The sequence below is a fragment of the Pseudarthrobacter sp. BIM B-2242 genome, from assembly GCF_014764445.1.
GTDB lineage: Bacteria > Actinomycetota > Actinomycetes > Actinomycetales > Micrococcaceae > Arthrobacter > Arthrobacter luteus_A.
The window spans coordinates 2,931,780-2,946,789 of the sequence record NZ_CP061721.1 but is presented as its reverse complement, the minus strand read 5'-3'; the positions used below and the strand labels follow the sequence as shown (position 1 = coordinate 2,946,789).

Sequence of the window (15,010 nt, the reverse complement as noted above, 5' to 3'; positions counted from 1 at the left end):
CTGTCGTTTTGACGCCTCATAACGACAGTTAGCGCTACTTAGTTGGGAGGGGCGTTTAATGGACGGGTGCCCATTCTTAATAAAGACATGACCCTCTGCATCTCGTTGTCGGCCCGGCCCAGTAACAACGGGACCCGGTTCCACAACCACCTCTACGACCAGCTGGACCTGAACTGGATCTACAAGGCGTTCGCCCCGACGGACCTGGCCCAGGCCATTGCCGGGGTCCGCGGCCTGGGGATCCGCGGCTGCGCCGTATCCATGCCCTACAAGGAGGACGTGATGGCCCTCGTGGACGAGTTGGATCCCTCGGCCAAGGCCATCGACTCGGTCAACACCATCGTGAACACGGACGGTCACCTGAAGGCCTACAACACCGACTACACTGCGATTGAACAGCTGCTGAAAACCAACGCCGTGCCCACTGATTACTCGGTGCTGGTCCAGGGCGCCGGCGGCATGGCCAAGGCCACGGTTGCCGCGCTGCGTGACGCCGGTTTCTCCGACGTCACTGTCATCGCGCGGAACGAAACAACGGGCCGGGCGCTCGCGGACCAGTACGGCTTTCGGTGGCGGGCAGCGCTCGACGGCGGCACGGCTGACGTGATCATTAACGTCACGCCCATTGGGATGGCAGCAGGTCCCGACGTCGACTCCCTGTCCTTCCCGGAGGAGGCGATTGCCGCGGCCACAGTGGTGTTCGACGTCGTGGCGCTGCCGGCCGAGACCCCGCTGATCAAGGCGGCCCGCGCGGCCGGGAAGAAGGTCATCACCGGAGCGGAGGTGGCCACCATCCAGGCGCTTGAGCAGTTTGTCCTCTACACGGGTGTGCGTCCCACCGACGAGCAGGTCCGGGCCGCCGAGGCCTTCATGCGCGCCCAGTAGGACGTGCTCCGCCGGACGCCTAACGGCAGACGGCTCTAGACGGGTTCCACCGAGATGGCCACCCGGTCCTCCCCGATGCGGGTGAGGACGAGGGTGGCTGTTTTGGTTCCGGCCTTCTTTTTGCTGTTCGCCTTGCTGCCGGCGAACAGCTGTTTCCGCAGTTCTTCGGGCGTGACGGATGTGCCGCGTTTTTTGATGTCCAGGACAGTGATGCCGTTCTCCTTGACCCAGGACTTGAGTGCCTTGACGTTGTACGGCATCACCTCCAGGACCTTGTAGGCCCGCGCGAACGGGGTGTCCACGAGTTCCGGGGCGCAGATGTAGGCGATGTGCTCGTCCAGCAGGTGCCCGCCCAGTTCAAGCGCGACGTCGGCCACCAGGCCTGCGCGGATCACGGCGCCATCGGGCTCGTACAGGTAGCCCTCTGCCGGGCCCACCGGGGCGGCGGGACCGCCGCCGAAATCCTCCGCACTGGTGATCTCCGCGGCTCCGTTCGGCCCGAGCAGCAACGCGGCCCGGCGGATCCCCGGCCTGCTCACGGAGTTGAACCAGAGGGTCACCTCGGTGACGTCGCCGCCCACCGAGACCCACTGCGCCTCGCAGCCGGCGGGCACCGATTCGTGCGGCATGCCGGGACCCATCTTGACCCCGACGGCGCGCCCCGTGGCCGCGAGGGATTCCACAAAGGACAGCGGCGGCGAAAACGCCTCAGGATCCCAGATCCGCTTGGTGCCCGAACTGGAGGTGACCCGCCGTGCGGGATCCAGCCAGACGCCGTCGATCCCGTCCAGCGGAACGGTGGTGGCGTCGGAGTGGACCACCGTGGCGTTGGGGAACGGGATGAGGTTGACCATGGCGCAGGCGGCGGTGGTCTCGTCCATTTCCACGGCGGTGACGGTGATGTCCATCGATGCCAGGGCCAGGGAGTCGGCGGCGAGTCCGCAGCCCAGGTCCGCCACGTGGCGGACGCCGGCCTGCGCGAAGCGTTCGGCGTGCCGGGCCGCCACGTTGAGCCGGGTGGCCTGCTCCAGGCCCGCCTGGGTGAACAGCATGCTCCGGGCGAACTCCCCGAACTTCGCCTCAGCCTTAGTACGAAGCCTGGACTGGGTGAGGACAGCGGAGACCATTTCGGGGGAGTGCCCGGCCTTGCGGAGGGCCGAATTGAGCTCGAAGGCGCCGTCCTCGCGGTACGGCCCCAGCGACGCCAGCAGCTCCCACCCTTCGCTGGTCAGCAGTGGGGCGATCTGGTCCTGCGGTGCTTGGGGCATGACGTCAAGCCTAGTGGAGGCGGCCCGGAGCCCGGTTCCCGATAGGGTTGAAGGCATGGAAGACAGTGCAGGCACCCAGCCGTCCGGACCACCCCGAACCACCCCCACGGACTGGGTGAAGATAGCCCGCCCCGCGCTGATTGCCGGCTCCGCAGTAGCCGTGATCTGCATTGCCCTGCTGGTGATCATCTTCTTCCTGGACACCTTCAACGCCACCGTGTACTCCGTGGGTGGCAAGGATATCCAGGACGCCACCGACGAAGCCCGTGACATCCGCGGCCTCTACTCCGGCGCACGCATCGGCGGGATCATCCTGCTGGTGATTGCGCTGCTGGCTGCCGTCGGCGGGGCCGTGGTGCTTTACCTCAAGCGGGGCACCGCCACTGAAGGCGACGAGGGCGACGAAGACGTGGATTTCGACGACCTCGCCGGCCGCTGAACCAGTTCGCCGCTGTTCACCAGGGACATAATTCTGGCACTCGCCTTGACCGAGTGCTAACCACTTACATAGAGTCGTCATTAGCACTCTCCCTAGGAGGGTGCTAACACATGAAGAGCTTCCAGCCAGGCTGCTGCCGGCACCGCGACGACGGTTTGCCAGCCATGGTGAAGCAGCTCAACTGTCCATGAATTTTTGCTGACGTAGAAGGAGAGGTCCGAGTGTCGGTCTCTATTAAGCCTCTTGAGGATCGTATTGTTGTCCGCCCGCTCGAAGCCGAGCAGACCACGGCTTCCGGCCTGGTTATCCCGGACTCCGCACAGGAGAAGCCGCAGGAGGGTGAAGTTGTTGCAGTAGGCCCCGGTCGCTTCGAAGACGGCAACCGCGTACCTGTCGACGTAGCCGTTGGCGACGTTGTGATCTACTCCAAGTACGGTGGAACCGAAGTCAAGACCGGCGGCACCGAGTACCTCGTGCTGTCCGCCCGCGACGTCCTGGCGATCGTCGTAAAGTAACTTTTTGGATCCCCGTGCCGCTGACCTTGCATCCCGCTGGTCAGCTGCGCGGGGTTCTGTCTTGAAAGGACAAAACCATGGCAAAGCAGCTTGCGTTTAATGACGCTGCACGCCGGTCTCTTGAAGCCGGCATCGACAAGCTCGCCAACACTGTCAAGGTGACGCTCGGCCCCCGCGGCCGCAACGTTGTCCTCGACAAAAAGTGGGGTGCACCCACCATCACCAACGACGGCGTCACCATCGCCCGCGAAGTTGAGCTTGATGACCCGTACGAGAACCTTGGCGCCCAGCTGGCCAAGGAAGTAGCCACCAAGACCAACGATGTTGCCGGCGACGGCACCACCACGGCCACCGTCCTGGCCCAGGCCCTGGTCAAGGAAGGCCTGCGCAACGTTGCTGCCGGCGCCGCTCCGGGCCAGATCAAGCGCGGCATCGAGGTTTCCGTTGAAGCCGTTGCTGCCCGCCTGCTTGAGAACGCACGCCCGGTTGAAGGCACCCAGGTTGCCAACGTTGCCGCCATCTCGGCCCAGAGCGACGAAATCGGCGAGCTCCTCGCCGAGGCGTTCGGCAGGGTCGGCAAGGATGGTGTGATCACCATCGAGGAATCCTCCACCACGCAGACCGAGCTGGTCCTCACCGAAGGCATGCAGTTCGACAAGGGCTACCTGTCCCCGTACTTCGTGACCGACACCGAGCGCCAGGAAGCCGTCCTTGAGGACGCCCTCATCCTGATCAACCAGGGCAAGATCTCCTCGGTCCAGGACTTCCTGCCGCTGCTGGAGAAGGCACTGCAGAGCTCCAAGCCGCTGTTCATCATTGCCGAAGACATCGAGGGCGAGGCACTGTCCACCCTCATCGTCAACCGCATCCGCGGCACCCTGAACGTTGTTGCCGTCAAGGCCCCGGGCTTCGGCGACCGCCGCAAGGCCATGCTGCAGGACATCGCCACCCTCACCGGTGCGCAGGTTGTCTCGCCGGAACTGGGCCTCAGCCTGGACACCGTCGGCCTTGAGGTGCTGGGTACCGCCCGCCGCATCACGGTCACCAAGGACAACACCACCATCGTTGACGGCGCCGGTTCCGCAGAAGACGTCGCAGCCCGGGTCGCCCAGCTGCGCGCCGAGCTGACCCGCACCGACTCCGACTGGGACCGTGAAAAGCTCCAGGAACGCCTGGCCAAGCTGGCCGGCGGCATCGGCGTGATCAAGGTTGGCGCAGCCACCGAGGTTGAGCTGAAGGAAAAGAAGCACCGCATCGAAGATGCTGTGTCCTCCACCCGCGCCGCCCTCGAAGAAGGCATCGTGGCCGGTGGCGGTTCCGCACTGATCCACGCGCTGAAGGCCCTCGACGAGGACTCCGCAGTGAAGGCCCTTGAAGGCGACGCCGCCGCAGCTGTGGGCATTGTCCGCCGCGCGCTGGTCCAGCCGCTGCGCTGGATCGCCCAGAACGCCGGCTTCGACGGCTACGTTGTGACGGCCAAGGTTGCCGAACTCGAAACCAACAACGGCTTCAACGCCAAGTCGGGCGAGTACGAAGACCTGATCCGTGCCGGCGTCATCGACCCCGTCAAGGTCACCCGTGCGGCCCTCCGCAACGCGGCGTCCATCGCTGCGCTGGTTCTCACCACGGAGACCCTCGTGGTGGAGAAGCCGGCCGACGAGGACGAGCACGCAGGCCACAGCCACTAGCGTCTGCTCTTCGGCGTGGGCCCACCGGCTCCGCACAAAAACCGGTCCAGCTTCCGCTGGGCCGGTTTTTTGTTGCCCGGGACCGCCCGTTCCGGGCCTACGCTCCCGGCATGTCCTGCGTCCGGACTTCGCCGGCGCGCTCGTAGACCAGGGACACCGAGCCCTTCGGAAAGGTGCGGGCCGGCTCGGCGAGGCGGAACGTGGCGGGAACGGTCCCGGCGTCGAAAAGCCGTTTGCCCTGCCCGAGCGTGACCGGATAGAGCCACAGGTGGAGGCGGTCCAGGACATCTGCCTGAAGGAGTGACCGGATGAGGACGCCGCTGCCGAACATGTGTACCTGGTTGTACTCGTCGCGGAGCCGGCCCGCGGCCGCCGCGTCCGGGAGGACCGTCGTTCCCTCCCAGGCCGGATCAGTCAGGGTGCTGGAGACGGCGAACTTGGGCACCCGGTTGAGCGTGCCGCCAATGTCATCGGACTGGTGCGGCCAGTAGGCCGCGAAGATGTCGTAGGTCTTCCGGCCGAGAAGCAGGGCATCGATCTGGCCGATCCCTGCCTCGATGGCTGCCTCAGCTTCGGCATCGGACACCGGTAACTGCCAGCCGCCGAAGGTAAAACCGCCTTCGGTGTCCTCCTCGCGGCCGCCGGGCCCCTGGTAGACGCCGTCGAGGGTGAGGAACAGGTTCGCCACGATGATACCCATCCACCAAGTCTGGAACGGCGGCGGGGCACTGTCCAGAGCCAGCCGCCGTGGCAGACTGATGCCATGCTGCTCGATGAGCTCGTGAGAACCACGGAGACCGTTACGTCCACACGCTCCCGGCTCGCGAAGGTCGACGCCCTGGCGGAACTGCTGCGCCGGCTTGATCCGGCGGACATCGCCACGGTGGTCGGCCTACTCACCGCCAGGCCGCGGCAGGGCCGGGTAGGGGTGGGCTGGCGCGGGATATCGGCGGCCATGGGGGAGCCGGCCGCCGGGCCGGGCCTTACTGTCGCCGATCTCGACGCAGCACTGGACCGGCTGCTGACCACCGCAGGCGCCGGGTCAGCAGCGGAACGCGCCGCAACGCTCCGGACACTGACGGCGGCAGCCACCGAACGCGAACAGGCCTTCATCGCCGGTGTGCTGCTGGGGGAACTGCGCACCGGTGCCCTGGAGGGGGTGTTGACCGACGCGATTGCCCGCGCCGCGGACAGGTCCGTGGACGCGGTACGCCGCGCCGCGATGCTTTCCGGGGACCTCGGCGGGACGGCACTGCTGGCGCTCACGGGCACGGCAGCCCAGCTTGACGCCGTCGGCCTTGTCGTCGGCCGTCCCGTACAGCCCATGCTCGCCGCGACTGCCTCGAGTGCCGGCGCGGCGCTGGAGATCACGGGGGAGGCGTCCGTGGAATACAAGCTCGACGGCGCCCGCATCCAGGTGCACCGGGCCGGCGACGAGGTGCGCATCTACACACGCACCCTGGCGGAGGTGACGCACCGGCTGCCCGAGGTGGTGGAGGTGGTGCGCGGACTCCCGGTGCGGGACGTGATCCTCGACGGCGAAACCCTCACCCTCGACGAGGAGGGCGTCCCGCGGCCCTTCCAGGAAACCATGTCCAGGTTCGGGGCGGACGTGGAGCGGGCGGCCGTGCTGCACCCCTGGTTCTTCGACGTCCTCCATATTGACGGGCGCGACCTGCTGGATGAGCCGCTGTCCGCGCGCATCGGCGTCCTCGAACGCATCGCCCCGGAGCACAGGATTCCAGGGGAAATCACAGCGGATGCAGCGGTGGCTGAGAGGGTGTCGCGCGATGCTCTTGCCGCCGGCCATGAGGGTGTGGTGGTGAAGGCAGTCGGTTCGGCCTACGCGGCCGGCAGGCGTGGTTCCAACTGGATCAAGGTGAAGCCGGTGCTCACGTACGATCTGGTGGTGCTCGCCTGCGAGTGGGGATCCGGACGCCGCACCGGGCTGCTGTCCAACCTGCACCTGGGTGCGCTGGACCCGGCCGGAGAGTTCGGCGAACCCGGCGGCTACGTGATGGTGGGCAAAACCTTCAAGGGCCTCACCGACGCGCTGCTGCGCTGGCAGACGGAGCGGTTCCAGGAGCTGGAGGTGCGGCGCACGGCCGGTACCGTCTGGGTGGAGCCCGTCACGGTGGTGGAGATCGCCATCGACGGCGTGCAGCAATCCACACGCTACCCGGGCGGAATCGCCCTGCGGTTTGCACGCGTCAAGCGCTACCGCGACGACAAAACAGCGGCTGAGGCTGACACCATCCAGACGCTGCGAACGCTGCTCCGTCCCTAGCTTGTGCCGGTTCTCCCGCGGGCGTACCGTGGCGCTTAAAGCCGACGCGGGCCTGCCGCGGCCCGGAGTTATGCCGGTTGCGGGCCGCCCGTGTCAGGCGGTGCAGGGTGACCGAGGGGAGGCTTGGGTGTCAGCGGGGAGCGGTATCGATCAGGGCCGGTCAGCGTTCCAGGAACATCGCTGGACAGAGGCCCGCCAGACGTTCCGTGAAGCCGACCGGCGCGGCGGACTGCCGGCTGCCGATCTTGAGCAGCTGGCGACGGCCGAGATCCTGACCGGGGACAGCACCACGGGGCTGGAGACCCTGACCCGCGCCCACGAGGAGTATCTGGTGATGGGCGACGTCGAGAGTGCCGCCCGGTGCGCGGGCTGGATGGGCATGCAACTGATGTTCATGGGGGAGCAGGCCCGGGCCGGCGGGTGGTTTGCCCGCGCCCAGCGGCTTGTGGACGAACAGGCGGGGCCGAGCTCTGTGCAGGGCCTGCTGCTCCTCCCGCTGGGCCTGGAAAAACTTTATGGCGGCGACCCGGCCGGCGCGCTGGAGGCCTTCTCCACCGTTGCCGGCCTGGGCCAGCGTTTCCACGACAGGGACCTGTCCGCGCTTGGCCTCCTCGGCACAGGCCAGGCCACCCTGATGCTTGGCCACCCTGAGCAGGGACTCAACATGTTCGACGAGGTCATGGTGGCCGTCACGGCAGGTGAGCTCTCCCCGATTCCGTCAGGAATCATCTATTGCGCGGTGATCGGCACCTGCCACCTGGCCCTGGACCTGGAGCGGGCACTGGCGTGGACGGCAGCCCTGGACCGCTGGTGCGCTGAACGGCCTGACATGGTGACCTTCAGCGGCCAGTGCCAATCACACAGGGCCGAGCTCTTTCTGCTCCACGGTGCCTGGGCCGAAGCGCTGGAGGCGGCCGCCGCAGCGCAAGCACTGTCCGTCCGGGGCGATCCGCAGGCGCTGTACGGCGGCCACTACCAGCAGGGAGAGGTGGAACGGCTGAGGGGACAACTGGACGACGCCGAATCGTCCTACCGGCAGGCTGCCCGGTCCGGCTACGATCCGCAGCCTGGCCTCGCGCTGCTCTGGCTGGCCCGGGGAAATCCGCAGCAGGCGCAAGCGATGATCCGGCGGGCAGCTGGTGCCGCAGACGCCGCAACCCGCCGGAACATGCTGCCGGCAGTGGTGGAGATCGAGCTTGCTGCCGCCGACCTGGAAGCCGCCAGCCAGGGGGCCCAAGAGCTGGAAGCCCTGGCCGTCGAAAGCCCTATGCCCATGATCCGGGCCGTTGCCTGCCAGGCAGACGGCGCTGTCCGGCTGGCCGGCGGAGACCCGTCCGCTGCCCTGAAACCGCTCCAGGAGGCATGGCGGCTGTGGCAGGAACTTGGGGTGCCCTTCGAGGCCGCCCGCAGCCGGGTGCTGCTCGGTTCCGCGTGCCGCGCCCTCGGCGATGAGCTGTCCGCCGTGATGGACTTCGAAGCAGCCCACGCAGAGTTCCTGGAACTGGGCGCGGCCCCGGCCGCAGCCTGGGCTGCGTCGCTGCTGCGGACGGGTTCCCGGACTCCTGCAGGACCCCTGACGCCGAGGGAAGTGGAAGTGCTGAGGCTTGTAGCCGCGGGCGGCGGCAACCGTGCCATCGCCGGCCAGCTGTACCTGAGCGAAAAGACCGTTGCCCGGCACATCAGCAACATCTTCCTGAAGCTGGGATTGTCCTCCCGGTCAGCCGCCACCAGCTACGCCTACGAACACGGGCTGGTGGGCTGAACAGCACCGCGCGGTCCGGAGCCGCTGCATAAAAATACCCATCGGGGCCTTGGCAGTAATTGCATACTTCGGCCGACGCGGGCATCCGGCCTGCGCCCGTAGCCTCAAAACATGAACCTTCCAGTCCTCGCAGGAACCCAAAAACTTAACCGCAAAGGAGAACAGCCATGGATACCAGCGGCGTGACCGGCACGCTGGACATCCTCATCATCGGTGGGGGACAGGCGGGCCTTACCCTGGGCCACTACCTGAAGGAGCAAAACCGGACATTCCGGATCCTGGATGCCAATTCACGGACCGGTGACTCGTGGCGGCAGCGGTGGGACTCGCTCCGGGTCTTTACGCCCGCGAAATTCGACGGACTCCCCGGCGTCCCGTTCCCGGGCGATCCGTTGAACTTCCCCACCAAGGATGACATCGCCGGATACCTCGAAGGCTATGCCGCACAACTCGACCTTCCCGTCTCCAGGGGCGTCCGCGTCGAACGCCTCTGGCGGGACGCGGACCGCTTCATTGCAGCGTCCAACGGCCACCGCTGGGAGGCGCACAACGTCGTGGTGGCGACCGGTTCCACCCAGACGCCCAAGGTACCGGGCTTCGCTGCGGACCTGGCGCCCGCCGTCGTCCAGTTCCACTCCAGCCACTACCGCAACGTCCTGCAATTGCAGGACGGCCCTGTCCTGGTGGTGGGGCTGGGGAACTCGGGAGCGGAAATCGCCAGGGAGGTGTCCCGGACCCATGTGACCTACGTCGCCGGCAAGCCCACGGCGGAGCTCCCGGTGAAACACGGCCGGGTCGCGGCGCGCTTCGCCTTCCCGGTGGTGCGCATCGTCGGGCTCCATGTGCTCACCCTGGGGACGCCGATCGGGCGCCGGTTGCTGCCAGCCATGAAGGCCCATGCCGAACCCCTGATCCGAACGAAGACCAAGCATCTGGCCGCCGCCGGCGTCCAGCGGGTTCCGCGGGTCACCGGAGTGCAGTCCGGGCTTCCGGTCCTTGAAGACGGCACGCGGCTGGACGTTGCGAACGTGATCTGGTGCACCGGGTTCAAGGATGATTTCAGCTGGATGGATCCGGCACTGCTCGACGACGGCGCGCTGCCCCGGCAGTGGCGCGGCGTGGCACTTGACACCCCGGGCCTGTTCTTCCTCGGCCAGCGCTTTCTGTACGCCGAGGCATCGGACACCCTTCCCGGCATCGGCCGCGACGCCCGCTACCTTGCAGCGAAGATTCCGGCCCCTGTCAGCCGCGGGTCCGCCGTAGCTGCCACCTGAGCTGCCGGGCCGTTGCCTCGGGCAGCCGCTTGGAGACCACACGGTAGAAGAGGAGGACGGCCACGGCGGCCACAACGATGCCCACAAGATTCAGCAGCAGCTGGAAACCTGACGCCGCCGCTTTCTGGTATTCACCCAGGACCAGGGCAACCGCCACGAAACCGGCCGCAGGGACGGTGGTGACCGAGATAAAAACACCGATCAGCGCCGCTGAACGGCGGCTAATGACGGAAAGCATGCCGGCGGCTCCCGCCAGGACCGCAACGATCAGCGAGTACGGGCCCGGGTGGTAGATGAATTCGACGGCAGACCCGGTATCCAATGCATCGGTGGGAAAGAGGCCCAGGGGGACGGACAGCCAGGCGGTCAGTGCCGCCAGCAGCATGGCAACAGGAAAACCCACTGCCAGTGCCACTGCAGCCCGGCGCCCCAGGGCCCACTGCCGTCTCGCCAACGCAACTGCCAGCGCAGCCAAGGGGCCGAACTCCGGCCCCACGGCCATTGCCCCGACGATAGCGATGGTGGAATCCGTCACGATCCCGATCGCCGCGAGCTGTGTAGCCAGTACCAGAAATGCCAGGTAGCTCCACGTGAGCCTGGAGTCCTCGCCCGTCTGGTGGCTGACTTCGTCCCAGATCAGGGCGTCCGCGCCGTCTCCGGGTGCGGACGATTCCGCTTTCTCCGCACGCCGCGACAACACCAGCTCCGGCATGGCTATGATGATCGAGCCCACCTCCTCCACCTTGAGGACGTGGAGTTTCTCGAGCAGTTCCTCAACCGATTCCCTGGCGGCCTGAACCTCGATGACATCGCCCTGTGGAGCCACGGACGCGCCGGGGAAAAACGCCGTCTCAGCCGTCCCCACCTGGTCCTTGCATGCCCGCAGGACTACTGCCGACAGCTCCTCGGGCACAAAAATCCGCAGCTGGACAATCACGTCCGCTCCCTTCCCTGATAGTGGCCAGCATAGTTTGTGAAGTGTGCGGCTTTGGCGGGATCTGATTGGCCTTGGGCCGCGCCTGTCCGTAGGCTTGATGTTTTTGCCAGCCGGTTTTTAGGGGTCATTTGTGTTGATTGCGGGAACAGAGGCTGCCCCGGGCGGTGCGGCGGATACGGGCAGTGCCCGCCGGAAACCCACTTTCCGTCCCGAAGTCCAGGGTCTCCGTGCGCTCGCCGTCCTCATGGTGGTGACCTATCACGTGTGGCTCGGACGGGTATCGGGCGGGGTGGATATCTTCCTCCTCATCTCGGCCTTCCTGCTGACTCTGTCCTTCGTCCGGAAGGTCGAAGCGGGAACTTCCCTCAACCTCCTCCGCCACTGGCTGCACCTCTTCAAGCGGCTGCTGCCCGCCGCCGTCGTGGTGATCCTTGGGGTGCTGGCCGGAACATGGCTGATCCTTCCGCAAAGCCGCTGGCCCATGGTGCTCGAGCAGGCCTGGGCGTCGCTGCTGTACCGGCAGAACTGGCTGCTCGCGGACACCGCCGTGGATTACTACGCCCAGGACCACGCTGCAGCAAGCCCGCTGCAGCACTTCTGGTCCCTGTCCATCCAAGGGCAGGTCTTTATCCTGTGGCCGCTCGTCTTCGCGGCCTCGGCAGTGGTGTGGAAGCTGCTCCGGCGGCGGTGGAACGCCAGTTACCGCGGCCTGCTGGCGGCCGCGTTCGCAGCCATCCTCGCCGCCTCGCTCTGCTTCTCGGTGGACCAGACGGCCACCAACCAGGCGTATGCCTACTTCGACACCCGGACCAGGCTGTGGGAATTCGCCCTGGGGTCGCTCCTGGCACTGGGCCTGCCCCTGCTTAAGCCGGGCAAAGTCCTCCGCCTGATCCTCGGCTGGGCCGGCCTGGCCGCCATGGTCTCCTGCGGCCTGCTGCTGACAGTGGACCGCGCTTTTCCGGGGTTCGTGGCCCTGTGGCCCACCCTTGCGGCGGCAGCGATCATTGTGGCCGGCCAGAGCGGCAGCCGCTTCGGCGTGGACCGCCTCCTGAGCTGGAAGCCCTTGGTCTCGCTGGGAGACAACTCCTATGCGCTGTACCTGTGGCACTGGCCCGTCCTGGTGCTGGCCCTGGCCGCCACCGGCGTTGAGGCACCCACCCTCATCCAGGGCGCCGCCATCATCGCCGCCTCCATAGCGTTAGCTGTCCTCACCACCCGTTTTGTGGAAAAGCCGCTCCGCGAGTGGCACTGGCCGCAGGTGCGCAGCTGGCGGACCGCCGTCGTCGTGGTTGCCTGCTGCGCCCTCCTTGCAGGGCCCGTGGCAGTGTGGCAGACCAGCCTCTCCGCCGAGGAGGCTGCCACCGCAGCGCAGCCCCGCGAACTGACGCCCGGGGCTGCCCAGCTGACCACGGGAAACGGCGGCACACCGGCACCCGCGGCCCGGATCATCCCGGCTCCGGCGGCCCTGGATAACGACTGGGCGGGAATCCACGCGCCCTGCATCGAGGCAAACGCCACCCCGGATCCGGTGCTGGAAGGATGCCGCCAGGCAGTTCCGTCCGGTGAGGTCACCAAACGGATCGTGGTGCTCGGCGACTCGCACGCGCAGCAGTACCTGGCCGCGCTGGCTCCCATCGCGGAAGCCCGCGGCTGGGAGCTGGTCACCCTGCTCATGCCTGCCTGCCGCTTCGGGGCCGAATCGGAGACCCGGAATGCCGAATGCAACGCCTACAACCGCGCCAGTGCCGCCTATGTCCTGGAGCACCGGCCGGATGCTGTCTTCACCGTGGCCACCCTGACCCACGAGGAAGCCCCGTTCGAGACCGAGGTGCCCGCCTACCTGGAAGGAATCCAGCCGCTCGCCGACGCCGGCATCGAGGTGGTGGGCATCCGGGACAACCCACGGTTCACGTTCAGCATGCCGGAATGCGTCCAGCGCAACGCACCGGACGCCCCGGCCTGCAACCCGCCACTGAACGAATCCCTGGTGGACCCCTCGCCCTTGGAGAGTTACCGCGGAAAAGTTGACGGGCTCTACCTGATGGACCTGAGCGACTTCATCTGTGCCGGCGGGATCTGCCCGGCGGTGGTGGGAAACGTCTACGTGTACAAGGACGACAACCATCTCAGCCGGACCTACGTGGAAAGCATGATCCCCATGTTTGAGGAGCGGCTGCTGTCGGCAACCGGCTGGACGTGACGTGTACCCGGGGTGCCCTTGCTCACAATGGACTGCCGGAATAGGGGGATTGGCTGCGAGGTTCTAATATTTACTCAAAGCTTTCCGCATGGCTTCCGTGCGCGAGGCACAAACTTATTAGGCCCCTGCACCGACCAGTCCCGTAATGACGGGCTGGTCATCAGCTGCAACCCCTACCCGTGAACAAAATACCCAAGGTAAGAGGCGCACTCATGACCCAGCCCGAGCACAACCCCTTCGGCTTCATCGGCCTGACCTACGACGACGTCCTGCTCCTCCCGGGCCACACGGACGTCATCCCGTCCGAAGCCGACACGTCGTCGCGGATTTCCAAGCGGATCTCCGTGCACACGCCGCTGCTGTCCGCCGCCATGGACACCGTCACCGAATCCCGGATGGCCATTGCGATGGCACGCCAGGGCGGGCTGGGCGTGATCCACCGCAACCTTTCCATCCAGGACCAGGCCGACCAGGTGGACCGCGTCAAGCGCAGCGAGTCCGGAATGATCACCAACCCGCTGACCATCGGCCCGCAGGCCACACTGGCTGAACTGGATGAGATCTGCTCGCAGTACCGCGTCTCCGGCCTGCCCGTGGTGGATGAGGGCATGCGGCTGCTCGGCATCGTCACCAACCGCGACACCCGCTTTGTCCCTGAGTCCGACTTCCCGCTGCGGCTCGTCAGTGACGTAATGACCAAGATGCCCCTGATCACCGGGCACGTTGGCATCAGCCGTGAGGAAGCCTCCCACAAGCTGGCCACCAACAAGATCGAAAAGCTCCCGCTCGTTGACGAGCAGGGCCGGCTCAAGGGCCTGATCACCACCAAGGACTTCACTAAGGCCGAGCAGTATCCGCTGGCCACCAAGGACGACGAGGGCCGGCTCCGCGTCGGTGCCGCCATCGGCTTCTTCGGCGACGGCTGGGAACGCGCCATGGCCCTCATTGAGGCCGGCGTTGACGCCCTGTTCGTGGATACCGCCAACGGCCACTCCCAGGGGGTGCTTGACATGATCCGCCGGCTCAAGTCCGATCCCGTGGCGGCCCACGTGGACATCATCGGCGGTCAGGCAGCCACCCGCGAAGGTGCCCAGGCATTGATCGACGCCGGTGCCGACGGCATCAAGGTGGGCGTCGGTCCCGGGTCCATCTGCACCACCCGCGTGGTTGCCGGCGTGGGCGTCCCGCAGATCACCGCCATCTACGAGTCCGCCAAGGCTGCCATCCCCGCCGGCGTTCCGCTGATCGCCGACGGCGGCCTGCAGTACTCCGGCGACATCGGCAAGGCGCTGGTTGCAGGTGCCGACACGGTGATGCTGGGCTCCCTCCTCGCCGGCTGCGATGAGTCCCCGGGTGACCTGATCTTCGTCAATGGCAAGCAGTTCAAGCTCTACCGCGGAATGGGCTCCCTGGGGGCCATGCAGACCCGCGGCAAGAACACGTCCTACTCCAAGGACCGCTACTTCCAGGCGGACGTTTCCGGTGATGACAAGCTCATCCCCGAGGGCATCGAAGGCCGCGTCGCCTACCGCGGACCGCTCGCGTCCGTGGCCTACCAGCTGGTGGGCGGCCTCCGCCAGACCATGTTCTACACCGGTGCTCCCACCGTCCCTGAGCTCAAGGCCCGCGGCAAGTTCGTCCGGATCACCCCGGCAGGCCTCAAGGAATCGCACCCCCACGACATCCAGATGACAGTGGAGGCCCCGAACTACGGTTCGCGCTAAACAAACCAAAATAGGCCGCGGGGAAGTTTCC

12 protein-coding genes are annotated in these 15,010 nt (G+C 66.6%); 9 read left to right on the top strand and 3 right to left on the bottom strand.

The window, feature by feature from the left end; translation table 11 throughout:
- Positions 1 to 66 precede the first annotated feature (66 nt).
- A complete protein-coding gene (locus tag IDT60_RS13500; RefSeq protein WP_255527059.1) occupies positions 67 to 885 on the top strand; it encodes a shikimate 5-dehydrogenase in 819 nt (272 codons plus the stop codon).
- A gap of 35 nt (positions 886 to 920) precedes the next feature.
- Here the strand turns inward: IDT60_RS13500 and IDT60_RS13495 are convergent, their stop codons facing one another.
- Complete coding sequence (locus IDT60_RS13495; RefSeq protein WP_191079431.1) at positions 921 to 2,153, bottom strand: class I SAM-dependent methyltransferase; 1,233 nt, start codon at positions 2,151 to 2,153, stop codon at positions 921 to 923.
- Between the two features lie 55 nt (positions 2,154 to 2,208).
- Here IDT60_RS13495 and IDT60_RS13490 point away from each other — a divergent pair, with 55 nt between their 5' ends.
- From IDT60_RS13490 to groL, 3 genes are all read left to right on the top strand, one after another.
- Positions 2,209 to 2,592: a hypothetical protein gene (locus IDT60_RS13490; protein ID WP_164206010.1), complete on the top strand. Its 384-nt coding sequence runs from the start codon at positions 2,209 to 2,211 to the stop codon at positions 2,590 to 2,592.
- A 221-nt stretch (positions 2,593 to 2,813) separates the two neighbouring features.
- A complete protein-coding gene (groES, locus tag IDT60_RS13485) occupies positions 2,814 to 3,107 on the top strand; it encodes a co-chaperone GroES (protein WP_003805290.1) in 294 nt (97 codons plus the stop codon).
- A 77-nt stretch (positions 3,108 to 3,184) separates the two neighbouring features.
- On the top strand, positions 3,185 to 4,795 hold the full coding sequence (gene groL / locus IDT60_RS13480) for a chaperonin GroEL (protein WP_191079430.1): 1,611 nt from the start codon (positions 3,185 to 3,187) through the stop codon (positions 4,793 to 4,795).
- A gap of 97 nt (positions 4,796 to 4,892) precedes the next feature.
- Here the strand turns inward: groL and IDT60_RS13475 are convergent, their stop codons facing one another.
- Positions 4,893 to 5,495, bottom strand: a complete 603-nt coding sequence (locus IDT60_RS13475; protein WP_191079429.1) for a dihydrofolate reductase family protein — start codon at positions 5,493 to 5,495, stop codon at positions 4,893 to 4,895.
- Positions 5,496 to 5,558: 63 nt separating this feature from the next.
- Between IDT60_RS13475 and IDT60_RS13470 the strand changes: the two genes are divergently transcribed.
- The 3 genes from IDT60_RS13470 to IDT60_RS13460 all read left to right on the top strand — a co-directional run bounded on the left by IDT60_RS13470 (position 5,559) and on the right by IDT60_RS13460 (position 10,118).
- Positions 5,559 to 7,082, top strand: a complete 1,524-nt coding sequence (locus IDT60_RS13470; RefSeq protein WP_191079428.1) for an ATP-dependent DNA ligase — start codon at positions 5,559 to 5,561, stop codon at positions 7,080 to 7,082.
- Between the two features lie 127 nt (positions 7,083 to 7,209).
- Positions 7,210 to 8,844 carry a response regulator transcription factor gene (locus IDT60_RS13465; RefSeq protein WP_223883721.1) on the top strand — a complete coding sequence of 545 codons (1,635 nt, stop codon included), beginning with the start codon at positions 7,210 to 7,212 and terminating at the stop codon, positions 8,842 to 8,844.
- 167 nt (positions 8,845 to 9,011) lie between these two features.
- Complete coding sequence (locus tag IDT60_RS13460) at positions 9,012 to 10,118, top strand: NAD(P)/FAD-dependent oxidoreductase (protein WP_191079427.1); 1,107 nt, start codon at positions 9,012 to 9,014, stop codon at positions 10,116 to 10,118.
- On the opposite strand, the gene IDT60_RS13455 is transcribed toward IDT60_RS13460, so the two are convergent.
- Positions 10,087 to 11,055 carry a DUF389 domain-containing protein gene (locus IDT60_RS13455; RefSeq protein ID WP_191079426.1) on the bottom strand — a complete coding sequence of 323 codons (969 nt, stop codon included), beginning with the start codon at positions 11,053 to 11,055 and terminating at the stop codon, positions 10,087 to 10,089. The two genes, IDT60_RS13460 and IDT60_RS13455, sit on opposite strands and share 32 nt — an antisense overlap.
- A 133-nt stretch (positions 11,056 to 11,188) precedes the next feature.
- Here IDT60_RS13455 and IDT60_RS13450 point away from each other — a divergent pair, with 133 nt between their 5' ends.
- Positions 11,189 to 13,255: an acyltransferase family protein gene (locus IDT60_RS13450; RefSeq protein WP_223883984.1), complete on the top strand. Its 2,067-nt coding sequence runs from the start codon at positions 11,189 to 11,191 to the stop codon at positions 13,253 to 13,255.
- A 212-nt stretch (positions 13,256 to 13,467) separates the two neighbouring features.
- Positions 13,468 to 14,979: an IMP dehydrogenase gene (gene guaB, locus IDT60_RS13445; RefSeq protein ID WP_164206023.1), complete on the top strand. Its 1,512-nt coding sequence runs from the start codon at positions 13,468 to 13,470 to the stop codon at positions 14,977 to 14,979.
- Positions 14,980 to 15,010: the final 31 nt, after the last annotated feature.